Genomic DNA, 23,594 nt, shown 5'->3' on the forward strand with positions numbered 1-23,594 from the left:
GCCGGCGAGGGAACGGCGCGGTTGCGCCCCGCGCCGGCCGGTCCGCGACGGAATCTTTGCCGGCCCGGGGTTCCTTCCGGGCCGGTCTGGGCCTTCAGGGCCGCTGGTAGCCGCACACGTCGTAGAGCCAGTGGTCGTAGTACTGGCGAACGGCCGCCCGGTCGTCATGGTCGAGAGCCAGCCACTCGCGGGCGGCATCGGCGGCCCGTTCGTGGTGCCATTCGCTCTCGCCGAGCAGCCCCCACAGCAGATACAGGCTGGTAGCGAATTCCTCGGTCTCGAGGTGGTCGTGCAGCGCAGCCATGATCTCAGCGGCCGGTGCCGCCGGATGCCCGGCCGCGATCACTTCGTCCATCAGGACGCGGATCTCGTCCAGATAGGCGGGCACCCGCCCCTGATCATTCACTAGCTGACGATGACACGACTACGTGGCGAAGTGATTACCGGTCTCACACCCCCGGGTGATCACATTCAGCCACCCACCGCGGCAGCCTCACTACCAGCACCGTCACACGGCTCGTCCATCTCACCGCAACCGCCCCGCGTCCTGGTTCGGTGACAATCAGCAACGCCTGGCCCGGTTCCCGCTATCGCGCCGTCTCGACGACCGATCGCAGAGTGTCGGCGACCTCGCGCAGAAACACCGCGGCACCGGCATCGGTCGGGTCATGGTCGAGACCCCGGTTGGCGTCGTCCTCGACCAGGCGGAGCAGCGTTCCCTCCGGCAGATCGGCGGTGAGAACGAACTCCAGAGCCTCGAGATCCTGCCGGAGGAAGCGGGTGGTGATCTGTGCGGCTTCCGAGAACTCGGCCCGGATCGCCGGCATGCCGTCCGCACCCATGACGTAGCTCTGCAGTAGATCGCGCACCTTCTGCAGCGAAGGGCGAGCTTCGATCTCCGCCATGCGAGCCCGCAACGGTTCCGGAAGATTCGCCTGGTCCACGTGCCTACAGTAATCCGGACGGATAAGCCGAGTCGACGAACACCTGCGGCGGATCCGAGCCGGCGACAAGTTTGATCCGGACGATGACCAGACTGGTCACCCCGTAGACCGCTTCCCGTGGCCCCGCGCCGTGCATTCCCTTGTTGTAGAAGCCCTCGCCGACGCGGTGATGGGCGTCGAACCCATCCTTGTGCCGTCCAGTCAGGGCGAGGTCGCTGCGGATGGCCTCCCAGTTCTCCCGCACGTACCGGTTGACCTCGCGGTTCATGGTCGAGTGGTCGGTCCATCGGTAGGACCGGCTCTCGGAATGGCCCCAGGGCGGGTCGCCGAAGATCCTGCCCTCGATTGTCAGCGTCTCCGGATCCGGGCTGCGGCGCATGGGAACGTCGGGTCCGTGGTGCAGGAGCGTGTGGGCACCCTTGCTCTTGAAGGTGTTGTCGTTCTGCGCGAATTCGAACTTCGGTGGAGACTCGCCGAGCTGGTCGTATCTCCGCATGGCGGCGGCCAGTTCGACGTCGTCGGGCGTGGCGCCGGTCCCACCCGACTGCGGGCTCCCGCTCGCGCGGGCCGCCGGCAGGCGTCCGTTCTGGAGGACCAGCCCCGTATGTCGTTGCTGGCCGGAGACGCTGTCGTCATCGCCTGGACCGTGTGCGCGCGGCGGCCCGCCGCCACCTCGATCGGGCGGATCCGACGATCCTCCGGCGCCGCGACCGTTCGGTTCCGGGGAATCGCTGGAGCCGTGGCCTCTCGGGCGTGCTGTCACGAGCCGGGGGTGGGCTTGTCGTTGAGGTGGAGCCAGTAGGTTTTCAGCTCCTCGGCGGTCATCGGGATGTCGCCGGTGGGGAGGTAGAGGGTTTCGCCGTCCAGGGTGAAACGGCGCACGGTGTCACGCCAACGGAGGAACGCCGGGTCGTCTTCCGGTCGGTTCGACTGTCGGCTTTGCGGGTCTGACATGGACCCTCCCTCGGTCGGTCCTAGCGTAAGGACAACAAAGCACACAGTCACCGAGGAGGTGCCCCGTGACCGAGGAGATCCGATCGACGACCCTGGCTGCTGAGATTCTGGAACAGGTACCGCAACTGCGGCAGGCCGCACAAGGCAGCGACGAATTCGCACGCCTGACCGGCACCACGCCGCAGGTCAAACTGGACGACGGGCGCACCTTCCACCTGCTCGAAGGTGACCTGCTCTACGACGAGGACGAGTTTCTCATCTACTCGCTCCAGCAGGCCCGCAGCGGCGACAACGCGCTCATGTCGCTGTCGACCAACGCGATCATCGAACCGCCGCCCGCGCTCATCGGGATCTCGCGGGGGAAGAAGCTCATCCGGTGGGCGCCCGACGTCGTGCTGCGGTACTGCGTGATCCGGTCCAGCTTCCCGCAGCAGGACCAGTACGAGAAGGCCCGCGACAGCGTCGCCGCGGCGGCCGCGGCCTGGGAAGGCGTCTGCGGGATCACCTTCCAGTACATGCCGGAGCACGACGGGCACCCCGACCCGAGCACGCCGGCCAACGAGATCAACCCGTCGCTGGTGTTCAGCGTCCGCTACGTCGACGCGCAGGGGCAGTTCATCGCCGCCGCTTTCTTCCCGACCTATCCGCCGGCCCGGCGCCGGGTGCTGATCGACCCGTCGTACTTCTCGGGTGGCCTTTCCTTCGACCAGGTCGGAGTGCTCCGCCACGAGCTCGGGCACGTTCTCGGTTTCCGCCACGAACACATCAGCAGTGGCGCCCCGGCGGTGTGCCCGAACGAGGACAACAAAGACACGATCGACCTCACCGCGTACGACCCGAAATCGGTCATGCACTATTTCTGCGGCGGCGTCGGCTCCCGTGAGCTGCGCATCACCGACCTCGACCGGGAAGGCGCCCAGAAGCTCTACGGGCCTCCGTGGGCCAACGTCGAGCTGCTGCGCTGAAAGCACAGCCACGGCCACGCGGACAGAGCGCGCTGCCACGACGGGGCGCGCTCAGGAGGCCGTACGGAGCTGGGCGCGCAGAGAACGAAGGCCGGCGAACCCGCCGTACGGAGTGGGGCGCGCAGAGAACGAAGGGCGACGAGCCCGCCGTACGGAGTGGGGAGCGCAGGGAATGAAGGGCGGCGAACCCGCCGTACGGGAAAAGTCCTGGCGGTTAGCATTTTCGAAATGAGTGATCAGAACGGCTGGCTCAAGCTGACCGGCGAGAACCCGAACCATTCGCAGTGGTACATCGACCGTTTCCGGAAGATGGCCGAATCGGGGGCCGATCTGGCCGGCGAGGCCCGTCTCATCGACGCCATGGTGGCCCGCGGCTCCCGGGTTCTCGACGCCGGCTGCGGCACCGGCCGGGTGGGTGGTCACCTCGCCGCGGCCGGGCACGACGTTGTCGGCGTCGACCTCGACCCCGCGCTGATCGAGGCCGCGCGGGCCGACCACCCCAAGGCCGAGTGGCTGGTCGGCGATCTGAGCGAGCTCGACCTGCCGGGCACGTTCGACCTGATCGTCTGCGCCGGCAACGTCATGACCTTCGTGGCGCCCAGCACCCGCGTCGAGATTCTCGGCCGGGTCCGGCGCCACCTGGGCGAGGGCGCCCGCCTGGTCGTCGGCTTCGGGGCCGGGCGCGGGTACGCCTTCGACGACTTCCTGGCCGACGCGGGCAAGGTGGGGCTGACCGCCGACCTGCTGCTGGCGACGTGGGACCTGCGCCCGTTCACGCCGGAGTCCGAGTTCCTGGTCGCTGTGCTGAGCGCCCAGTGACACCCCGGTAACACGCCCGAAAAAATACGGCTCGTTCAAACGGTTGCCCGAACCGTGCGCTGCGTCATACTCTCCTCTCGTTCAAACGATTGAACAACTGAGCGAGAGCGAGCACAGCCGTGGCTTTTGACCTCCTGACCCAGCTCGGCGGAGACGAACCCATGGCCGCCGTCTTCTCGCAGGAGCGCGCGGTCTCCGACTGGCTGCTGGTCGAGGCCGAGCTGGGCCGGGCGCTGGCCACGGCCGGGGTGGTCGACGCGGCCACCGGCGAGCGCATCGCCCAGGCCTGCCGGCTCGACGTCGTCGACCTGCCCCGGCTCTGGGCCGAGTCGGCCAATGTGGGCTATCCGATCTTTCCCCTCGTAAGGATGATCTGCGAGGCGCTGGAGGACGGCGACGCCGCGTTCGTGCACTACGGCGCCACGACGCAGGACATCATGGACTGTGCTCTCGCCCTGCAGGTCCGCGACGCCGCGAACCGCCTGCTCGACCTGGCCGGCGTCGTCGGCGACGGGCTGGCCGCGCTGGTCGAGGAGCACGCCGGCACCGTGATGGCCGGCCGCACCCACGCCCAGCAGGCCGTGCCCACCACCTTCGGCGCCAAGATGGCCGTCTTCCTCGGCGAGATGACCCGGCACCGGGCGCGCCTCACCCGCGCCCGGGATGCCGTCTCGGTCGTCTCGCTGTTCGGCGCGGGCGGCACCTCGGCCGCGCTGGGTGCGGCCGCCGACGCCGTACGCAGCGACCTCGCCGCCCGCCTGGGCCTGGCCGACACCGTCGCGTCGTGGCACGTCGCGCGCGACCGGATCGGCGAGCTCACCCAGGCCGCCGCCCTGGCCGCCGCCACCTGCGTGCGGCTCGGCCGCGAGGTCGTCGACCTCTCCCGCACCGAGGTCGGCGAGATCGCCGAGGCCGACGGGATGTACCGCGGCGCGTCCTCCACGATGCCGCAGAAGGCCAACCCGATCTCGTCCGAGCTGGCGGTCGGATTCGGGGTGATGGCCGAGGCCAACGCCCAGGCCGTGCTGCGGGCCATCGAGGCCGGGCACGAGCGGGCCGCGGGGGAGTGGCAGGTGGAGTGGCAGGCCGTGCCGGCCACGCTCACCGCCGCCGCCGGGGCCCTGCGGGCCGCCGCCACCATCGCCCACGGGCTGCGGGTCTTCCCCGAGCGCATGCAAGCCAACCTGCGGGCCGACGGGGGCCGGCTGATGGCCGAGGCCTACATGATCGCCCTGGCCGCCTCCCTGGGCCGGGACAAAGCACACGAGCTGGTGTACGGCGCGGTCCGCGACTCCCGGTCCGAGGGGTCGTCGCTGCGGGATGCCGTGCGCGCCAAGGTCGGGGACGTCACCTGGTCCACGATCGCGGAGACCCTTCCCGAGCCGTCCTCCTACGTCGGTTCCGCCCGCAAGATCTGCGACGCCGCCCTCACCGAGTGGCGCGCCTGACTTTTACAGAGGAGCACCCCCGATGCACTTTTCCCGGAGCCTGGCCGCCGCCGCGGGCCTGAGCCTTCTTCTCGCGGGCGTCGCCGCCTGCGACACAGAATCCCCGTCCGAAGGCGCCGCGTCCGGCGCGTCCGCCCCGGCCAAGCAGCTCACCTTCGGCCTGGCCAACCAGCAGGAATCAGTCACGTTCCCGGCCGCGCTGGCCAAGGGCGCCAAGGCCAAGGCCGACGAGCTGGGCATCAAGCTGGTCGCGCTCGACTCCCAGGGTGACCAGCAGAAGCAGGCCAGCCAGGTGCAGGACCTCATCGCCCAGAAGGTCGACGGCATCATCCTCGTGCCGCTCGCGCCCGGCCCCGGCCAGGCCCTGGTCGACCAGGCCGCGAACGCGGGCATCCCGGTCGGTACCGCCCACGGATACGTCGGCTCCGACCGGGACGTCTCCGACCCGTACAGTAAATTGAAGTTCATCGTTACCGAGAACGAGCAGGGCGCGGGGCAGACCGCGGGTGACCTGGCGGTCAAGGAGGTCACCGGCGGCAAGGTCGCCGTGATCACCGGTGCTCCCGGCTTCGACGAGAACACCACGCGCGTCGAGAAGTTCAAGGCCGCGCTCGACGCCAAGGGCGGCTTCCAAGTGGTCGCGACGCAGCCCGGCAACTGGACCAAGCAGGACGGGCAGTCGGCCTGCCAGAACATCCTGGCCGCCACCCCCGACCTGGCCCTGATCTATGCGATCAGCGACGACATGGCGGTCGGTTGCGCGGCCGCGGTCAAGTCGGCCAACTCCCAGGCGAAGATCATCGGCGTCGGCGGTTCCGAGGCCGGCATCGCCGCGGTCAAGGACGGCACGCTGCTCGGCACGGTCTGCTACAAGCCGTACGACTCGGGCGAGATGGCCGTGCAGATGCTGCACGACGCGGTCACCGGCAAGCTGACCGGCGACCCGAAGACCACGTTCTACGACACCCCCGGAGTCACCAAGGCCAACGTCGACTCCTGCACGCCGCAATGGTGACGTCGCCCGTGCTCGCCGTTCGTGACGTCGAGAAGACGTACACGAGCGGCACCCGGGCCCTGCGCGGCGTCTCGATGCGGGTGCAGCCGGGCACGGTCCACGGCCTGATCGGCGCCAACGGCGCCGGCAAGTCCACCCTGATCAAGATCCTGTCCGGCTGGCAGCAGGCCAGCGCGGGCACGGTCGAGTGGAAGGGCGAGCCGGTCGACTGGTCGCAACCCGGCCAGGCGCTCGAGGCCGGCATGGCCGCCGTGCACCAGCACACCCCGCTGGTCGACGCGATGACCGTGGTCGAAAACGTGTTCCTCGGCCGCCGCGAGACGAAGCGGTGGGACGCCGCCGCCCGCCGCACCGAACTGCTGGCTCTCTGCGAACGGGTCGGCTACGAGCTGAACCCCGACGAGCTGGTCTCCGAGCTTTCCGTGGGTGCCCGGCAGATGGTCGCGATCCTCCAGGCGCTGGCCCGCGACCCCGACGTGGTGCTGCTCGACGAGCCGACCGCGGCCCTGTCGCCGGCCGAGCGCGAGGTGCTGTTCCGTTCGGTGCGGCGGCTGCGCGACGCGGGCACCACGTTCGTCTACACGTCACACTTCCTCGACGAGGTGATGGCGCTGACCGACCACCTGACCGTGCTGCGCGACGGCCTGGTGGTGGTCGATTCGCCGACCGCCGACGTGACCGTCGAGAGCCTGGTCACGGCGATCGTCGGCAAGCGGCTGGCCCGGCTCGAGGCGGCTGCCCCCGCCGCGCGGGCCGTCGGGGCGCCGGTTCTGAGGGTCCGCGGCCTGGCGTCGCCCGGGCATTTCGGACCGGTCGACCTCACTGTGCACGAGGGTGAGGTCGTCGGGCTGGCCGGGCTGCTGGGCAGCGGGCGCACCGAACTGCTCGAGGCGATCTACCGGGCCGACCCGGCGAGCACGGGCGAGGTGCGGGTCGATGACATTTCCGTACGCCATTCGCCCCGTGCCGCCGTACGGGCGGGTCTGGCGCTCGTGCCCGAAGACCGCGCTCGCCAGGGTTTCATCCGCGACTGGGAGATCTGGCGCAACATCTCGCTGCCCTATTTGAGCGGCATGTCGTGGCGGCGGCTGCTGCCTCAGGCCGTACGGGAGAAGCAATTGGCTCTGAAGGCCGTCGACGACCTGGGCATCGTGGCCGGGTCGGCCGACTCGCCGGTGGGGGAGCTGTCCGGCGGCAACGCGCAGAAGGTCGTGTTCGCCAAATGGGTGTACGGGCCGGCGCGTGTCCTGCTGCTCGACGAGCCCTCGGCCGGCGTGGACGTGGGCGCCAAGGCCGACATCCTCCAGCTGGTGCGGCGGCTCGCCGACGACGGTCGCGGTGTGCTGATGGTGTCCAGCGAGTTCGAGGAGTTGCTCACCGCCTGTGACCGGATCCTGGTCATCCGGCGCGGTGAGATCGTCGCCGACCTGACGGCGGCCGACACCGATCTGCACGAGGTCACGGCGCTCGCCAGTGGCTTGAAGGAGGGGTTACCAGCATGAACAGTTCGTGGCGGCGCTCGCTGGCGCCCCGGGCGGCCGGCGTCGTATATGCGTTCATCGCGCTCGTCGCGATCCTGACCATCACGTCGGCCGTGCAGGGCCGCCCGAGCTATCTGAGCAGCGTCAACCTGAGCAACATCCTCGACCAGTCGGCGCTCATCGCGATCCTCGCCATCTTCATGACGGTGGTGCTGATCAGCGGCAACTTCGACCTGTCGGTGGCGTCCACGGCGGCGCTCGCGGGCACGGTGGCTCTGAAGACCATCGACTCGTACGGGCCGGTGGTCGCGCTGCTGGCGGCCCTGGTCACCGGGGCTCTGGTCGGCCTGGTCAACGCGGTGCTCGTCCAGAAACTCGGGGTGAACGCGTTCATCGTCACGCTCGGCACACTCACCGCCGTACGCGGTGTGGTGCAGGCGATCCTCGACGGGCAGAGCATCACCGCGACCGACACGACCCTGCTCGACCTCGCGACCGCCCGCTGGACCCTGCCGATCGCCGTCGCCATCGTGATCGGCGTGCTGCTGATCGCCGGCGCTGTTGTCCTGGTGCGCCGCGGATCGTCGATCGTGGCGACGGCCGGCCTCTGGTTCGCGGGTCTGGCGCTGATCCTGCTGGCGGTGTTCCGGCCGTTGATGCTCACCCAGACCGCACCCGTCTGGATCATGCTGGTGCTGGCCGTCCTGACCGCGCTGGTGCTGCGTTTCACGGTGGTCGGCCGCAACCTGTACGCGGTCGGCGGCAACCCCGAGGCGGCGCGGCTGTCCGGCATCGCCGTCGACCGCTACAAGATGGTGGCGTTCGTCGTGAACGGCACGGTCGCGGCCATGGTCGGCGTCCTCTACGCGGGCCGTTTCAACTCGGTCGACCCCACGGTGCTGACCGGCGGCGAACTCACCGTCATCGCGGCCGCGGTGCTGGGCGGCACGTCCCTGTTCGGCGGTTCCGGTTACGTCGCGAAATCCGTGGTCGGCACGCTGATCCTGTTCACGCTGAGCAACGGCTTCAACGTGCTGAACATCGGCTCCAACTACCAGAATGTGGTCCAGGGCACCGTGCTGGTCGCGGCCGCGTCGCTCTACACAGCCACCAGCGGCCGCGAACGGCGGCGTTTCCGCCTGGCGTTGCGCCGGGGCAAGGGCGACCCGCCCGCCTCCGCCAAACCCGAGGAGAAGGTGCTGGTCAGTTAGGGTTGCCCATGCTGCGGATCGATCAGGTCGACCTCGAGATGCTGGCGATGGCGCTTCAGGACCAGAGCGCTTACGAGATGCGGCAACTCGTCGATTCCCGTACGGGGGAACTCGCGCTCTGGACGCCGGACGGCGGACTGGATGGCGAGAACCGGGTCGACCTGGACGATCGCGACCCGAACCTGATCCTGATCGATCCTCTGCCCTCACGGGTCTGGTTCCGTGACATGGCCGACTTCGCGCGGGCCGTCAGTGACCAGCACGCCTCGGATCGGCTGGTGCGTGCCCTCGACGGGAGGGGTGCGTTCCGCCGCTTCAACAACGAGATCCATCAGCGCTTCCCGGAACTCGTGCCGGCGTGGCGGGCCTTCCGCGACAACCGTGCGGCCCGGCGTGCCGTCGACTGGCTGAGCGACAACGGGCTGGTCGACGAGAAAGAGGCGATGGACTTCCTGGAGAGCCATCCCGATCCGGCCGTTCCCTAGGATTTTTGTTATCGGGGCGCGGGCCTCACGTCTCCTCATCCGGTGATCAAGAACCTCGGATGAGGAGCGACCTGTGTCGAACTCGACGAACGACCTGCCACAGCCTCGTCACCGGCGGCGGCCCTCGCGGGTGGCGGCCGTGGTCTGCGCCGGCGTGGCTGTGGTGGCCGTCGTCGGGGCGGCGGCGGCTGTCTCGCTGGCCGGGGCGAAGGACGCGCCGCCGTCGACGGCTGTCGCGCCGGTGGCGGGGACGGCTACCGCCGCTGTTCCGAGTCCCGCCTCGAGTTCCAGCTCAAGCGCTGCCTCGAGTTCCGCTTCGAGTTCGGCGGCCGCGAAGCCGGCACCCTCGGCGTCTGCTTCCAGCCGGCCCGCGACCGCTCAGCCGGTCGCCAAGGGTGGCTGGATTCCGGTTGACCAGGCCGCGTACAAGAAGCAGGCCGACGCCTTCAAGGCGCGCAAGACCGACCCGGTGCCGGCCGGGGTGGGTGACCTGCCGGAGTTCCGGGCCGACTGCAAATACAGCCACCGGCGCGCGGACGACCCGATCGTGCTGCCCGGACTGCCCGGGGCCTCGCACATGCACTCGTTCGTCGGCAACAAGGCCGTGGACGCGTACACCACCGCCGGTGACCTGACGAAGTTCACCGCCTCCACCTGCAAGCCGGTCGTGGACCACTCGGCGTACTGGGTGCCGACGCTCTATGACAACGCGACCAAGAAGCCGGTCGAGACCACGGGCTTCCGCGTCTACTACCGCTCGCTGCGCCAGAACTCGAAGGACATCATGCCGATGCCGAACGGCCTGCGCATGGTGGCGGGCGACGCCAAGAAGAAGGTGCCAACCCCGCGCGGCGCCCAGGGCCAGTTCTACTGCGCCTTCTACGGCCCCGGCGACCTCGACGGCGTGGCCCGCAGCACCAACGGCAACTGGCCCATCTGCGGCGAGCCGGCCACGCTGCACTTCATGATGCAGTTCCCGGACTGCTGGGACGGCAAGAACCTGGACAGCCCCAACCACAAGGACCACGTCAAGTACGGCGACGAGGCGGGTTGCCCGTCCAGCCACCCGGTCCGCATTCCCGCCATCACGTTCGACATCCAGTACGGGGCCAAGGGCACAGCCGCCGGCTATTACCTGTCGTCCGACCCGCAGGGCAAGAGCGCGTCCTCCATGCACGGCGACGCCTTCGTGATGTGGGACGCCGACGCCATGAACAAGCGCACCAAGAACTGCATCCTCCAGCGCAAGACCTGCGACAACGACGGCTACTACCGCTGAGGCGTGCGCTTCGGCCCACCTCGGAACATCCACTCGATACGGCTACGTACGGCTTGCTGACCCTGCCGTGATACCGGCAAAGTGGAGACGGCTCGTCGCTGTCCGCGGCCGCAGAGCTGGGGAGGTCCGGTTGCAGACCAATGTTCGAACGGCCGTTGTCCTGACGGCGATCGGTGTCGAGTACATGGCGGTGCGATCCTTCCTCACCGATCTGGGAACGCTGGTCCACCCGGCCGGGACGGTGTATGAGGCTGGTCGCTTCGCGACGGATGACGTCGACTGGACTGTGGTGCTGGCCGAGACCGGCACCGGCAACAACATCGCGGCGATCGAAACCAGCCGGGCCCTGGATGCCTTTCGGCCCAGTATCGCGATGTTCGTCGGGGTCGCCGGCGGTGTGAAGGATGTGGACGTCGGTGATGTGGTTGCCGCGGATTACGTCTACGGCTACGAATCAAGCAAGGTCACGGAGACCTTCCAACCCCGCATCAAGACCTTCGGATGCGGTTATCCCCTGGTACAACGCGCTCGTACCGTCCGGCGCAGCGATCTCTGGCACAAGCGCCTGCAGTCGTCCGAGAGGCCCAAGGCCTATGTCGGGCCGATAGCTTCGGGAGAGCAGGTCATCGCGGGCAGCAATACCCAGACGCATGCTCTTCTGCAGACCCACTGCGGCGATACCCTGGCCGTGGAGATGGAGGGCTGGGGTTTCCTGTTCGCGGCCCACACGAACGGCGATGTGCCGGCCATCGTGGTCCGTGGGATCTCCGATCTGACCGCTGACAAGGAACCTGAGCAGGATCGTGCCCGGCAGCCGATTGCGGCCGAGCATGCTGCGGCCTTCGCCTTCGAGTTGCTCGCGACGATCGAGGCTCCCGAGGCTCAGCGCATCCAGCCCGCTGAACCCTGGCGTCCCATGAGTCCCCCTCCTCCTGACCTCTTCGGAGTCGTGCCCGGCCGCTAGCGGCCGAAGTGCACGTAGGGTGCCCATAACCAGGGGTCACCGGGGTGAGAGGCCCGAATCGTGGTGATCGCCTCGTGCACAGCGTGAGCAGAGCCGGCCGGATCCGGCGCACCTCCGGATGCGAGCCGGTCATAGATCTGAGCGGCGAAGTTCGAGGCCGCGTCGTCGGGGACTCGCCACAGGCAGGCGACGACGTGGGGAAAGCCTGCGAGCTGGGTGGCCGCCGCGAGGTGAGCCGCCTCATCGAGCAGCTGAACGCCGCCGAAGGCGGTATCGCAGGCCGACAGGTAGGCGAACTGCGCCGCCGGCAGCTTGATCGATGCCAGATCCGTCATGGTCAGCCGGCCGTCGAAGAGCAGGAACGCACCCTCGCCCGGGTTGTTCCCGTCCTGTTCGGCGTGGCAGGCGAAGTGCGCCCAACCGGCCGAGGGTAAGGCCGCACGTACGCGGTCAATCGTCGCATCCGGCCCGATCAGATGATCGGCCGATGGAAAATGCCTGCGGAGCATCGACAGCTCCTCGTTCACGCGAGGGAGCGGAGTCCGGTCTCTGGTCTCCGGCATGCCGACCGCCACCTGATGGGGAGGGGCCGACGGTTTCTCGATGGACCTGGCCCTCACCAGTGCGCTCAACGTCGGCGTGTACGAGGAGACCACCCGGTCGAGGACCGTGTCTTTGGTCGGATTCGGCCGAGCCCGGGCGTGGCGGTGGTGGCGCCCGGCGGCATGCAGGGGGAGCAGGTTGAGGTAGCCGGTCGGGCACCACCAGATCCGTGGGAGATCGGAGGAAGCAGGCGGGGACAACCGGTCGAGCACAGGCCGGGCGATCCGGTCCCACAGCCACTCGAGCACGTCCAGCATGATGTGCCGGTCGCGGTCGCGTTCCAGGAACGAGCGGTCCGACCGGGCCGTTCCCCGCAGAGCGTTGCCGAAGGACACCGCTTGGTCCGCCACCTCGCTCAGAGTGAGTGGTGCGAGATCCAGAACCTCGGGCGGAGCGTCCTCTCTGACCAGGATCGCGTGGCACCCGAGCGTGCTGACATTGACGACGACGACCGTCCCGCCGGCGGCGGCCTCGGCCAGCGCGGCATAGCCGGTCGGCTCGAGGAAGTCCGGCACGAGTCGCCGCCGTCGGATGCTCCGGACGCGGCGATCCCACTCGACCGCGAGTTCTGCGCGTTCCCGTGCGCGCTCCAGCCGAGTCTCGGGTGGCAACGGGCCGAGTGGGCCGTAGCTGCCGGTCACGTCGTCACTCGTCAGATCCAGGCGCTCGCGGATGCGGAGAAGTTCGACCGCTTCGTCGGGAGCAACCTCGGAGAGCTGCGCGAAGTCGTTCCGCATGCGGAGGATCTGATTCCATACGACTGAGCGGCCCTGCTCCAGAAGCACCATCGCGCGTTCGGCTTCTCCCGAGCGGATGAGGCTGGCTGCGGCGTCGCAGGCCAGGGTCGGTTCCTCCTTCAGCAGTCGATGGCGGGCCGTCCAGGTCAGCCCGTGCCAGACCATCGTCGGCAGCAGCTCGATGGCTCGCTCATATCCCCACGTGCTTGTCTGCTGATCACCGAGAAAGGCGGCCACACGGCCGAGTCGTCCGCTTGCGTCGATCCGGCCGGCTACCGGAGCAGCGGGGTCCTCCGCCACGATCCGCAGCTCACCGACGGCCTCGACAAGGTCTTCCCTCCGATCGGGGCGGTGAGTTCCGCGCTCCACCAGATGGGCGGCGAGAGCTCCTCTGGCCAGCTGTTCCCGGTCTGTTCCGCCGGCGATCCCGAGCACTTCCCGGCTCAGGGCAACGGCCCGATCAAGATCGGGCCCGGTGCGAGCAGATCCGCCAGTTCTGGCCCGCCAGTGATACGCGGCAGCAAGGTTCGTGAGCGCACGGGGCCGGACCGCGCTCGCGGCCGGGGCGTGAATGACTGTCTCCTCCAGCAGTCTCATCGCCTCGATCAGGTCTTCCGCGTGTTCGTACACGCCGTACCTCTCGATGAGGCACTGGGCCAGGATCGTCGCCAGAACGTGTCGAGTCAGTTCCTGAGGGGACGTCAGCCGCACCGCCTCCCGGCCACGGCGAATGATCTCGTCCGCCTTGGCCGGCGCGCCCGAGCCGTCAAGGCGGCAGCGCATCACCGCCATGGAGTTCTGGAGCACTACCGGCCGCAGCCGATGCTCCTTGGGCACAAGGGCGACCGCGCGTTCGGACAGAAGCTCGGCCCGATCGAAGTCAGCCTCGTGGTAGTACCGCTCGTAGCGAGCCGCATGCAGGACAGCGACGGTGCTCAGGGCCAGAAGTGATGCTTCTTCCGCGCCGGACAACAGTTCCGAGCCGACGTCGATACCCCGGTCAAGGTCGGACTCGGTGCGCGTTCGCTGGTAGCGCAGCCGCAGTGAGGCCGTCAGATTGGCAACCGCCCTCGCTCGTTCTGGATCATCGGGCTCGTACAGAACGAGCGCCTGCTCCTCGACGTTGATCGCCTCGTCCAGGGAGGAGAGGTCACCAAGGCGTTCGTAGTGGCGGAACAGGGCGGTGCCCAGGTTGTTGAGATGGGGTGCCCGGTTACGGTCAGTCGCGGCCGCCAAGCCGTGGCGTTGGGCTTTCACGGCGCTGTCCAAGTCGGCGACAGAGCCGCTTCTGTCATAACGCGCGACAAGCCGGGCGGTCAGATCGTCACCGCGATGTGGTTCGCCTGGCTCCAGCGATGTCAGAGTCAGTTCGATCGACTCGTCCAAGTCGTCCAGCAGATCGTTGAGCAGATAGCGGTCATGGAGGGACGCGCCCAGGTTCGCACGTCGTGTTCGCAGCAGGTGATGGTCTGATTTCGTGGTGTCGAGCGCTTCCCGGTTGACCGAGACAGCCTCCGCCAAGTCGGCTGTCTGTCCGTGCAGCCGGTAGCGCATGCGCAGGACCTCGCCGAGGATCTGCAGCCGCAACGGCCGCTTCGGATGATCCGCGGAAGCGATGGCGACCAGTTGACGCCGATACTCGACCAGGGCATTCAGGTCATGGGCATCGCCGGTCGACAGGTGCCGGAAGCGCATCGCGTTGGCCAGCCACTCCAACACCTCGTTGGCGTCCCCGCCCACAGCCACGGTGATATGAAACGCCTTACGCAGCGCTCGGACCGACTCGGCGAGCTTGTCCTCATCGCCGGCGGCGGCCTCCACGAGAAGTTGCCGTCCCTCGGCGGCGAACCCGGTGGCTCGCACGGACCACTGTTCGAGCGCCTCGTTGAATTCCGGCGGAACCGAAGGATCGACAGTGGACAGAATTCGCAGGAGCCGTATCGCCGCGCTGATGTGACCGAACTCGAGATCGGGCAATGCGTTGTGCCGGGCCATGTGCATGGCAACCGCGGCCTGAGCCGCGCCGGGCTCGTCGAGCCGGCCGTAAAGTTCGCGGAGCTCTTCTTCGGCCGCGGCCTCGGTCAGGACGGTGGAGTCTCCGTCCTGCTCGTAACGGTCCACTCTCGCCTTCACGAGACCAGCCACATCGTCACGCATGACCAGAGCACTCCCTCGCCCGGGCCCGTTACAGTACCCGAGGTGACGGGGGCGGCACCCTACGCGAAAGGCTGCGATGGCCGACGGCGAGCACATGAATGTCCAGTGGCGTGCCCTTTCCGACTTCGAGTGGACCGAGAAGGCCTTTCACCGCCTGACCGCCAAGAAGCTCAGCTACGAGGTCAGCGTGGCCGGTGACGTGATCAGCACGCGGGTCTGGGGGCCGTGCCCCCGATGCGACGGGCCGATCGACGACCGGCAGGTTCACACCGCCACGGTGATCATCGGTCCGGGCGATCGCGGCTCGGAGACGGATCCGACCGCCGCTCCCCTGCGAATCCCGGTCGACGTCACGTGTGGCTGCGGCACCGGCCATCCCGGCGCGGCCGAGGGCGTCACCGGTTGTGGGGTCAGCTTCCGGGTCGAGCTGACCCGTTCCGACAAGATCGGTGAGTGATGACCAGCGAGTACCGGCCGACCCTGCCCGAGCGTGGTCCCAGCGCGGCTGACCTGGCCGAGCGGGACGCTTTCGCCAAGCTGGCGGCGGAATCGCTGAGCGTCACTCGCAAGAGCGCCGAGACCTGGCGTACCGGCCTCAGCGCTTTCGTCACCCTGGTGACGGCCGGTGTGGTGGTCAAGGGCCGGGACTCGACCAGCGCCATGACCACCGAGTGGCGGCTGGCAGTGACGCTGCTGTTGGGCGGCGGTCTGATCCTCGCCGTGCTGGGTCTGTGGCAGGTGCTGGGAGTGCAGGCCGGCATTCCCAAGTCCGTCACGCTCGAGACGATCCGGGCTCGGTTCGCCTCGGTCGCGGCCTTCGAGGTCTCGATTGCCAGTGATGCCGCAGATGGCATCCGGCGGGCCCAGAAGCTTGTGGCTGTCGCTCTCTGCCTCCTGATCGGCGGTGTTGTAGCCACCTGGTGGGCGCCGGCCGCGCCGGCCCGGCCTCCTGCGTATCTCAAGGTCGAGCACGGATCGTCGACGTCGTGCGGCGAGCTGCAGTCGGCCGACGACGGTCAGATTCGCCTCAAGGTGTCAGGTGCTGGCGCGCCGGTCGTCATCCCGGCGGCAAGCGTCGCCAACATGGCAGTCGTCGCCGCCTGCTCCTGATTCCGGCAATTCCCCGCCGGCTCTCGCCCGGTCATCGGATTTCTTGACGGCCGTGCCTCACTCGGCCTAGGGTCAGTCAAACGATTGAACGACGCTAGGCGGGCGGCATGCGGGTGGAGCTTGACGGGCGGGCTGCGCTCGTCACCGGCGGTGGCGGTGGGCTCGGCCAAGCCATCGCGGCGGCGCTGGTCGGCAGCGGGGCCCGTGTGGTCATCGCTGATCTGCCGGGGGAAAGGCTCGACAAAGCGGCCGCCGAGCTCGAGGTGCCGGCCATCGGGGTCGACCTTTCCGAGCCGGGGAACTGCCGGGCGCTCCCGGAGCAGGCGGCGGCCGTGGCCGGGCGTGAGCTGAGCATTCTGGTCAATGCGGTCGGGGTCATGAAGACCCGGCCCGCCGCCGAGATCAGCGACTCCGAGTGGCAGCGGACGCTCGACGTCAATCTCACCGGAGTTTTTCACACGCTGCGGGCCGCGGCCGAGCGAATGCAACAGAACGGCGGCGGCAGCATCGTGACGCTCAGCTCGGTCGCCGGGCGGTCGGGGCGGCCCAACGCCATGGACTACGCGGCCAGCAAAGCCGCGCTGCTGTCGCTCACCAAGTCGGCCGCGATGGCGTACGGGCCCGAGGTCCGGGTCAACGCCGTCTGCCCGGGGGTGTTCCTCACCGACATGTGGTCGGGGATTCTGGCCGACCGCGACCGCGAGTTCGGCCCGGGCGCGGGGCAGGAATACCTCGACGACGTCGGCCGGAAGACCCCGCTGGGGCGCGTCGGTGACCCGGCCGAGCTCGCCCACGCCGTCGCCTTCCTGGTCAGCGATCTCGCCTCGTTCGTGACGGGGCAGGCGCTGAACGTCGACGGCGGACTGGAGATGGATTAGGCGTGGCCCGCCTGATTCACGAGACATGACCTGATGGAGCCCAAGATGAACCAGCAGCTGGCCGATCTGCACGCCATGTGGCGGATCCGGGCCCTGGAAGAGACGATCCTCGAGCTGCGCCTTGCGGGCGACATCGTGGGGTCGGTGCACCTCGAGAACGGGCAGGAAGCGGTCGCGGTCGGGGCGTGCCGGCAACTGCGGCCGCAAGACGCGGTCTTCAGCACCTATCGGGGCCACGGCTGGGCGCTGGCCCGGGGCGTACCGCCGGAGAAGATCCTGGCCGAGCTGCTCTATCGCCGGACCGGCGTCAACGGCGGGCGCGGTGGGTCGGCGCACTTCTCGGCGCCTGAGTACGGCTTCTACGGCGAGAACTCGATCGTCGGCGCCGGCGCCCCGATCGCCGTCGGGGCGGCGCTGGCGGCCAAGTTCGACGGCAGCGGGCGGGTCGCGCTCACCGTGTTCGGCGACGGCGCGATGAACCAGGGCGGCGTCACCGAGGCCATGAACCTGGCGGCCGCCATGGACCTGCCGGTGGTGTTCGTCTGCGAGAACAACAAATACTCGGAGCTGACCCCGATCAACGACATGGTCCGCAACCCCGACCTGTCGGCCCGGGCGCACGCGCTCGGCATCCCGGCCGTCCGCCTTGACGGCAACGATCCGGCCCAGGTGGCGGCCGCGGTCGGCCTGGCCATCACGACCGCCGAGCACGGCCGCGGGCCGACCTTCATCGAGGCCCACACGCGCCGCATCACCGGCCACTACATCGGTGACGCTCAGACCTACCGGCCGCCGGGCGAGCTCGAGGCCGACGAGAAGGACGAACCAATCGTAAGGCTGGCGAAAGCACTGAATCCCGACAAACAACAGGAAGCGGAAGAAAAAGCGCGTCAAGAGATAGCCGCCGCCACCGAGCGTGCCCTGGCCGCGCCCCTCGCCGACCCGTCGACTGCCCGGGAGCACCTCTATGTCTGAGACGGCCAAGCTCACGTACGGCGGCGCGATCAACGCGGCCCTCGCCCGCTGCCTCGACCAGATGCCCGAGACCCTGCTGTTCGGCGAAGACGTCGCGCTGCCGGGCGGGGTGTTCGGCGTGACGCGGGGCCTGCGGAAGGCGTACGGGGAAAGGGTCTTCGACACGCCGATCTCCGAGACCGCGATGCTCGGTGCGGCGGTGGGTGCGGCGATGATGGGCCGGCGACCGATCGTCGAGATCATGTGGGCCGACTTCATGCTGGTGGCGTTCGACCAGATCGTGAACCAGGCGGCGAACGTGCGGTATGTCTCGGAGGGCCGCCTCGCCGCGCCGATGACGATCCGCACCCAGCAGGGCAACGCCCCGGGCGCCTGCGCGCAACACTCACAGAACCTCGAGGCGTTGCTGCTGCACGTCCCGGGCATCCGGGTCGCCATGCCGGTGCAGGCACAGGACGCGTACGACCTCACCCTGTCCGCCGTCACCTGCGACGACCCGGTCGTGGTCATCGAGAACCGCACGCTCTATGCCGGGGCCAAGGCCGAGGTGCAGATCGGCGGGCCGGTCGCCCCGATCGGCGGTCACCGCCTGCGCCGCGCCGGCGCCGACATCACGGTCGTCACCTGGGGCGCGATCACCTCGTCGGTCGAGGCCGCGGTGGATGCCACCGGCACCAGCGCCGACGTCATCGAGGCGGTCTGGCTCAACCCGTTCGACACCGAGGCGGTGCTGGCCAGTGTGCGCCGCACCGGCCGGCTGCTGGTCGTGCACGAGGCGAACCTGACCGGCGGTTTCGGGGCCGAGGTGGTCGCCCGGGTCACGGAGTCGGGGGTGCCGCTGAAGACCCCGCCGAAACGGGTCGGCGCGAAGGACACCCGCATCCCGGCCGCGGTCCAGCTCGCGCGGGAAGTGCTGCCGCAGACCGACGAGATCGCCGCCGCGCTCAAGGCGATGACCCGGTGAAGGGCGTCTGGCACTTCAGCTTCACGGTCGCCGACATCGACCGGTCGGTGACCTTCTACCGCGACCTGCTCGGCTTCGAGCTCGTGCACCAGCAGGAACAGAACAACGACTACACCCGCCGGCTGGTCGGCTATGCCGACGCCGACCTGCGGATCGCCCAGCTGCGGGTGCCGGGCCAGCCCCGCGGGCTCTCGACCCACGACCTCGAGCTGGTCGAATACCGCACCCCGCGCGGCGAGCCGTTCGGCCCCGGCCACCGCCACCGCCCGGGCGCCGCCCACCTGGCGATGTGCGTCGAGGACGCTCTCGCCGAGCACGCCCGGCTCGTCGATAATGGCGTGCGGTTCGTGAGCCCGCCGCAAGAGATCACGGCGGGCATCAACCGGGGCGGCTACACGTGCTATTTCGTCGACCCGGACGACATCACGCTCGAACTGGTGCAACCGCCGAAAGGGGCCGGGGGATGACGACGCGTCGCGTGACGCTCGTGGACGTCGCGCGATTAGCGGGCGTCGACAAGGCCATCGTCTCGCGTGTCGTGAACGCGGATCCCAGCCTTGTCATCCGCCCCGACACGCGCGAGCGGGTGCTCGAGGCGATCCAGAACCTGGGTTACCGGCCCAACTCGGCCGCGCGCAGCCTGCGGACGGCCAAGGCGGGCACGCTCGGCCTGGTCATCCCCGACTTCGCCAACCCGGTCTACGCCGAGATCATCACCGGGGCCGAGAGCGCCGCGCTGGCCAAGGGGCACGTGCTGGTGACCGGCTCGTCCACCGGCGCCCATTCGAGCATGGAGCGTTACCTCGACCTGCTCGGCCAGGGCCGCGTCGACGGGCTGATGCTGGCCAGCCCGACCACCCCCGGTGAGCAGCAGAAACTGGAGAGCCTGGGCCTGCCCTGGATGATGGTGAACCGCCGCGACACCGGCGAGCACCACCGCTACGTGATCCTCGACGACGCCCAGGCGGCCAAGCTCGCGGTCGAACATCTTCTCGAGCTCGGCCACCGCAAGATCGTGCACGTGGCCGGTCCGTTCGGCGCCGACACGGCCCGCCGCCGGGCGACCGGTTACCGCCAGGCGATGAAGGTCACCGACATTCCCGTACGGGCGGAAGACATCGCCCGTGGTGACTACACCCCGCGGGGTGGCGCCGAGGCGATGGCCGAGTTGCTGCGCAAGGGGCCGGCGCCGACCGCGGTCTTCGTGGCGAACGTGGCCATGGCGGTCGGCGTGCTCGACACGTTGCGGCGCGCCCGGATGCGGGTGCCGGAAGACGTGTCGGTCGTCGCCGTGCACGACCTGCCGCTCGCCGAGCATCTGGTTCCGGCGCTCACCACCGTACGGATGCCCCTGCAGGAACTGGGCGCGCGCGCCGTCGACCTGTTGCTCGGCAGCTCACCCGAGGACGAGGTGGCCGAGGTCGTGCGCACGGCGATGGAGCTCGTCTATCGGGAGTCGACCGCGCCGCCCAAGGGGTGATCGGCCAGGGCTTCCACCTGTACGTCCATCCAGCGCCACAGGGGCAGTGAGGCCAACGCGTCGTGCAGCGTCTCCGGCGTGTCGACCGCCCACACGCCGAGGTTCGCGAGCCGGCCGGGCAGCCGCCAGATGTGCTCGATGGTGCCGTCGGCCACGAGTTGCTGCCCGCGCCGGAACTCCGCGGCGAGCAGGTCGTCCCGCTGGCTCTCGGGCATCTCCGGCGGCAGCGTGGTGGTCAGCCGCACCGCGAACCTCACAGCGCCTCCAGGGCGAGGCGTGCCTTCTCGAGGGCGCCGCGACCCGCGCCCTCCTCGACCACGGCCTGCATCATCTCGTTGAGCACGCCCGCGATCTGCGGCCAGCGCGGGTCGACCGGCACCGACCGCGAGCCCTGGTGGGCGCTTTCGAGCACTTCGTAGTAGGGCGCGAGGGCTCGCACGCGCGGGTCGGCCCAGCTGTCGCGCCGGGTCGCCGAGCCACCCGAGACCGCGGTCGTCACGTCCATCTCGTGGGTGGTGAGCTGCCGGATCAGCTCGGCGCTGCGCTGCGGGTCGCGGGCGCCGGCGGGCACGGTCAGCACCCAGTAGGCGTTCATCGTGACCGCCCCCGGGACCGGCGCGCAGCCGACCGTGCCCGGCTCGCACATCGAGGCGAAGCCGGCCCAGTTCACCATCATGGCCGCCTCGCCCGCCGCGAAGCGCTCGCCCGAGGTCACGCTGTCCCACCCCGCGGCGGCCGGATCGACCACGCGGTCGACGTGCCAGAGACGGTGCAGGAAGTCGACCGCCTCGCCCGCGGCCGCGCTGCCCAGCCCCTCATCCTCGAACAGGTCGCCGCCGCGGCTCCACAAGTGGGTCAGGAAGTCGTACACGTTGTTGTGCTCGTCGGGGTAACCGGCCAGGATCGTGCCCCGCTGCTCGCCCGGGCGGTCGAACCACACGGCCTGGTCGCGGTATTGCGCCCAGTCGACCGGCGGGGCCAAGGGGTAGCCGAAGCGGTCGGCGAAGCCCTTCTGCTCGGTCTCGCTGCCGTAAAGGTCGGTGCGGTAGAGGAAGAGCATCGGGCCGTCGTGATAGGCCACACCGTAGGACCGGCCGTCGGCGCCGGTCTGCAACTGGCGCAGCGCCGGGGCCCAGGCCTGCTGGTCCTGATCGATCGGGAGGAGTTTGCCGTCGGCGATGAGCGACGGCAGCCAGTCGGTGATCAGCATGAGGACGTCGGCCCGGCCGTCGGTGGCGAGGGTGCCCTCGACCACCTCGCGCTGCAGATCCTCGATCTCGAGCAGCTGATGGTCGGCGCTCACGTCGACGCGGGCCAGCTGGTCGGTGAGAGCGCGCTCGAAACCCTCGAAGGCGCGGCCGAAGACCTTCATGCACATCTCCGTTCAAACGATTGACTAAGTTTACACACGGTGCTGATATTGGAAACAGTCCTCTTACGTTCGGCAGGAGAAATATCGTGCTCGAGCAGCTGCGGCCCATCGCCGACGCCTGTGACCTCACTGTCCCCGAGTGGGCGCGCAAGACGATCGGCGTCGTCGGCGCGGGCGCCATCACGCGTGTCGCGCACCTTCCCGCGTACGGGAAAGCGGGTTTGACCGTCGCCGGCATCTGCGACCTCTCGCCGGAGCGTGCTTCGTCGGTGGCCCAGGAGTTCGGGCTGCCGCGCACCTACACGCTCGACGAGATGCTGGTCGAAGAGGCGATCGAGATCATCGACGTCGCCGTGGTGCCCGAGGCCCAGCCCGAGATCGTGCGCAAGGCGCTGGCCGCGGGCAAACACGTGCTGGCGCAGAAGCCCCTCGCGGTCGACTCGGAACGGGGCGCCGGCCTGGTCGAGGCGGCCCGCGACGCCGGACGCTCGCTGGTCGTGAACCACCAGATGCGCTACGGCGAGGGTATGGCGGCGGCCCGCGCGATGGCCGAGGCGGGCTGGATCGGCGACGTGACGGCCATGGTCATCGACGTGGACATCGAGACCGACTTCACCGCCTGGGACTGGCTCGTGACATCGCCCCGGCTCGACCTGATGTACCACTCGATCCACTACTTCGACACGGTGCGCGCGCTGCTGGGCGACCCGACGTCGGTCTACTGTGTCGGCGGCAGACGGCCCGGTCAGGCGGTGGCGGGCGAGACGCGCACGTTCACGACGCTGACGTTCGACCAGGGCCGGCGCGCGCTGGTGAAGGTCAACCACGAGAACCACACCGGGGACCAGTCGGCGACGTTCCGCATCGACGGCTCGGAGGGCTCGATCCGCGGCACGATCGGCCTGCTCTACGACTACCCGCACGGCCGGCCGGACACGCTGGAGGTCAACTCGTCGCGGCTCCCGACCGACGGCTGGCTGCCCTATCCCGTGACGACCCGCTGGATCCCTGACGCGTTCGCGGGCCCGATGCGCGCGCTGATGCTCGAGATCGCCGGCAAGGGGCCCGCCCCGACCACGGCGGCCGACGGGCTGCGCACACTCCAGCTGGTCGAGGCCGGCTACGCGTCGCTCGAATCCGGCGCGGTCATCCCTTTTTAGCCGGCAACTTCAGACACAGAAACGGCCCCCGTACGCCGGCACTGAAACGCTCCGCCGCCTCGAGTGCGCTCAAAACGCGCCGCTTCGGCTCCAGTCCGATGTGGGCGGTCGCGTGCAGCGCGCCAAGGGCGATCGGTTCCCCGCACCCGACGGCGGCGAACCCGTCGGCCGCCTTCGCCACCTGATAGTCGTCGTAGATGGCGTAGAGCTGCCCCTTCACGCCCACGAGAAAGGTGCCGCCCTCCTCCCGGTCGTTCTCCTTGGCCGCCCAGCCGCCGGCCTTGAGACAGTCGCGCAGGGCGTCGATGAAGGTCGTCGACATGAACGCGTCGAGGTCACCGGCCGGCTTGGGCAGCATCAGCGAGTAGCGGATGAGCTGACCCATCCGGAACGACGTGGTGAAGCCGAACAGGTAGGGCCCCTTGCGGAACACCTTGGCGTCGGCCCGGACGGTCAGGCTCATGCCGGAGACGCCGGCGCTGTCGCCCCCGATGTACACAGCGCCGGCTTCCACAAGCCCCACGATGGCAGTCATGTCGTAACGATGCCCCGCGGGCGCCCCCGCTCGCTACACCCTCGCGGACCGCCCGACA

Annotated in this window: 25 protein-coding genes; 17 read left to right on the forward strand and 8 right to left on the reverse strand. The window is 69.2% G+C overall.

Translation table 11 applies throughout. The annotated features are described in order from the left end of the window. Nucleotides 1–94: 94 nt before the first annotated feature. The 4 genes from JIG36_RS40450 to JIG36_RS52760 all read right to left on the reverse strand — a co-directional run bounded on the left by JIG36_RS40450 (nt 95) and on the right by JIG36_RS52760 (nt 1,898). On the reverse strand, nt 95–406 hold the full coding sequence (locus tag JIG36_RS40450; RefSeq protein ID WP_203381788.1) for a hypothetical protein: 312 nt from the start codon (nt 404–406) through the stop codon (nt 95–97). A 181-nt stretch (nt 407–587) separates the two neighbouring features. Continuing rightward, the gene (locus JIG36_RS40455; protein ID WP_307873106.1) at nt 588–944 is read right to left on the reverse strand and encodes a hypothetical protein; all 357 of its coding nucleotides are present in this window, start codon (nt 942–944) and stop codon (nt 588–590) included. Nucleotides 945–948: 4 nt separating this feature from the next. Beyond that, nucleotides 949–1,440 (reverse strand): hypothetical protein, encoded by a 492-nt coding sequence (locus JIG36_RS40460; protein WP_203381790.1) that lies wholly within the window; start codon nt 1,438–1,440, stop codon nt 949–951. 263 nt (nt 1,441–1,703) lie between these two features. Then, on the reverse strand, nt 1,704–1,898 hold the full coding sequence (locus JIG36_RS52760) for a hypothetical protein (RefSeq protein ID WP_236049167.1): 195 nt from the start codon (nt 1,896–1,898) through the stop codon (nt 1,704–1,706). Nucleotides 1,899–1,963: 65 nt separating this feature from the next. Between JIG36_RS52760 and JIG36_RS40465 the strand changes: the two genes are divergently transcribed. The 9 genes from JIG36_RS40465 (at nt 1,964) to JIG36_RS40505 (ending at nt 11,565) form a co-directional block, all read left to right on the forward strand. Continuing rightward, a complete protein-coding gene (locus JIG36_RS40465; protein WP_203381792.1) occupies nt 1,964–2,863 on the forward strand; it encodes a zinc metalloprotease in 900 nt (299 codons plus the stop codon). A 228-nt stretch (nt 2,864–3,091) separates the two neighbouring features. After that, on the forward strand, nt 3,092–3,682 hold the full coding sequence (locus JIG36_RS40470) for a class I SAM-dependent methyltransferase (protein ID WP_203381794.1): 591 nt from the start codon (nt 3,092–3,094) through the stop codon (nt 3,680–3,682). A gap of 119 nt (nt 3,683–3,801) precedes the next feature. Further along, nucleotides 3,802–5,130 (forward strand): lyase family protein, encoded by a 1,329-nt coding sequence (locus JIG36_RS40475; RefSeq protein WP_203381796.1) that lies wholly within the window; start codon nt 3,802–3,804, stop codon nt 5,128–5,130. A gap of 22 nt (nt 5,131–5,152) precedes the next feature. Then, on the forward strand, nt 5,153–6,145 hold the full coding sequence (locus JIG36_RS40480) for a sugar ABC transporter substrate-binding protein (protein WP_203381798.1): 993 nt from the start codon (nt 5,153–5,155) through the stop codon (nt 6,143–6,145). Between the two features lie 8 nt (nt 6,146–6,153). After that, nucleotides 6,154–7,647 carry a sugar ABC transporter ATP-binding protein gene (locus JIG36_RS40485; protein WP_203381800.1) on the forward strand — a complete coding sequence of 498 codons (1,494 nt, stop codon included), beginning with the start codon at nt 6,154–6,156 and terminating at the stop codon, nt 7,645–7,647. Next, a complete protein-coding gene (locus JIG36_RS40490) occupies nt 7,644–8,837 on the forward strand; it encodes an ABC transporter permease (RefSeq protein ID WP_203381802.1) in 1,194 nt (397 codons plus the stop codon). Before JIG36_RS40485 ends, JIG36_RS40490 begins: the two co-directional genes overlap by 4 nt. Before the next feature lie 8 nt (nt 8,838–8,845). Beyond that, nucleotides 8,846–9,322 carry a UPF0158 family protein gene (locus JIG36_RS40495; protein ID WP_203381803.1) on the forward strand — a complete coding sequence of 159 codons (477 nt, stop codon included), beginning with the start codon at nt 8,846–8,848 and terminating at the stop codon, nt 9,320–9,322. Between the two features lie 73 nt (nt 9,323–9,395). Next, a complete protein-coding gene (locus tag JIG36_RS54435; RefSeq protein WP_203381805.1) occupies nt 9,396–10,601 on the forward strand; it encodes a DUF1996 domain-containing protein in 1,206 nt (401 codons plus the stop codon). A gap of 130 nt (nt 10,602–10,731) precedes the next feature. After that, complete coding sequence (locus JIG36_RS40505) at nt 10,732–11,565, forward strand: 5'-methylthioadenosine/S-adenosylhomocysteine nucleosidase family protein (RefSeq protein ID WP_203381807.1); 834 nt, start codon at nt 10,732–10,734, stop codon at nt 11,563–11,565. On the opposite strand, the gene JIG36_RS40510 is transcribed toward JIG36_RS40505, so the two are convergent. Continuing rightward, nucleotides 11,562–15,062 carry a CHAT domain-containing protein gene (locus JIG36_RS40510; protein WP_203381809.1) on the reverse strand — a complete coding sequence of 1,167 codons (3,501 nt, stop codon included), beginning with the start codon at nt 15,060–15,062 and terminating at the stop codon, nt 11,562–11,564. The two genes, JIG36_RS40505 and JIG36_RS40510, sit on opposite strands and share 4 nt — an antisense overlap. A 76-nt stretch (nt 15,063–15,138) precedes the next feature. Here JIG36_RS40510 and JIG36_RS40515 point away from each other — a divergent pair, with 76 nt between their 5' ends. The 7 genes from JIG36_RS40515 (at nt 15,139) to JIG36_RS40545 (ending at nt 20,469) form a co-directional block, all read left to right on the forward strand. Beyond that, nucleotides 15,139–15,519 (forward strand): hypothetical protein, encoded by a 381-nt coding sequence (locus JIG36_RS40515; RefSeq protein ID WP_203381811.1) that lies wholly within the window; start codon nt 15,139–15,141, stop codon nt 15,517–15,519. Further along, the gene (locus JIG36_RS40520) at nt 15,519–16,172 is read left to right on the forward strand and encodes a hypothetical protein (RefSeq protein WP_236049168.1); all 654 of its coding nucleotides are present in this window, start codon (nt 15,519–15,521) and stop codon (nt 16,170–16,172) included. Before JIG36_RS40515 ends, JIG36_RS40520 begins: the two co-directional genes overlap by 1 nt. Before the next feature lie 107 nt (nt 16,173–16,279). Further along, nucleotides 16,280–17,050, forward strand: coding sequence for an SDR family NAD(P)-dependent oxidoreductase (locus JIG36_RS40525; RefSeq protein ID WP_203381815.1), 771 nt, complete (start codon nt 16,280–16,282; stop codon nt 17,048–17,050). Between the two features lie 33 nt (nt 17,051–17,083). Next, nucleotides 17,084–18,025, forward strand: a complete 942-nt coding sequence (locus tag JIG36_RS40530; RefSeq protein ID WP_236049169.1) for a thiamine pyrophosphate-dependent dehydrogenase E1 component subunit alpha — start codon at nt 17,084–17,086, stop codon at nt 18,023–18,025. After that, nucleotides 18,018–18,989 carry an alpha-ketoacid dehydrogenase subunit beta gene (locus tag JIG36_RS40535; RefSeq protein ID WP_203381816.1) on the forward strand — a complete coding sequence of 324 codons (972 nt, stop codon included), beginning with the start codon at nt 18,018–18,020 and terminating at the stop codon, nt 18,987–18,989. Before JIG36_RS40530 ends, JIG36_RS40535 begins: the two co-directional genes overlap by 8 nt. Beyond that, entirely contained in the window at nt 18,986–19,456 is a 471-nt protein-coding gene (locus JIG36_RS40540) for a VOC family protein (protein WP_203381818.1), read from the forward strand. The genes JIG36_RS40535 and JIG36_RS40540 overlap by 4 nt, the downstream gene beginning before the upstream one ends. Further along, on the forward strand, nt 19,453–20,469 hold the full coding sequence (locus JIG36_RS40545) for a LacI family DNA-binding transcriptional regulator (RefSeq protein ID WP_203381820.1): 1,017 nt from the start codon (nt 19,453–19,455) through the stop codon (nt 20,467–20,469). Before JIG36_RS40540 ends, JIG36_RS40545 begins: the two co-directional genes overlap by 4 nt. Here the strand turns inward: JIG36_RS40545 and JIG36_RS40550 are convergent. Together JIG36_RS40550 and JIG36_RS40555 are read right to left on the reverse strand one after the other, a co-directional pair. Continuing rightward, nucleotides 20,436–20,726, reverse strand: a complete 291-nt coding sequence (locus tag JIG36_RS40550; protein ID WP_203381822.1) for a muconolactone Delta-isomerase — start codon at nt 20,724–20,726, stop codon at nt 20,436–20,438. The genes JIG36_RS40545 and JIG36_RS40550 overlap by 34 nt on opposite strands. Further along, nucleotides 20,723–21,841 carry an extracellular solute-binding protein gene (locus JIG36_RS40555; RefSeq protein ID WP_203381824.1) on the reverse strand — a complete coding sequence of 373 codons (1,119 nt, stop codon included), beginning with the start codon at nt 21,839–21,841 and terminating at the stop codon, nt 20,723–20,725. Before JIG36_RS40555 ends, JIG36_RS40550 begins: the two co-directional genes overlap by 4 nt. 86 nt (nt 21,842–21,927) lie before the next feature. Here JIG36_RS40555 and JIG36_RS40560 point away from each other — a divergent pair, with 86 nt between their 5' ends. Continuing rightward, nucleotides 21,928–23,001, forward strand: coding sequence for a Gfo/Idh/MocA family protein (locus tag JIG36_RS40560; protein ID WP_203381826.1), 1,074 nt, complete (start codon nt 21,928–21,930; stop codon nt 22,999–23,001). Here JIG36_RS40560 and JIG36_RS40565 read toward each other — a convergent pair. Beyond that, nucleotides 22,988–23,536 carry a hypothetical protein gene (locus tag JIG36_RS40565; RefSeq protein ID WP_203381827.1) on the reverse strand — a complete coding sequence of 183 codons (549 nt, stop codon included), beginning with the start codon at nt 23,534–23,536 and terminating at the stop codon, nt 22,988–22,990. The genes JIG36_RS40560 and JIG36_RS40565 overlap by 14 nt on opposite strands. Nucleotides 23,537–23,594: the final 58 nt, after the last annotated feature.

Origin of the sequence: Paractinoplanes ovalisporus (genome assembly GCF_016834655.1) — a bacterium.
Classification (GTDB): domain Bacteria; phylum Actinomycetota; class Actinomycetes; order Mycobacteriales; family Micromonosporaceae; genus Actinoplanes; species Actinoplanes ovalisporus.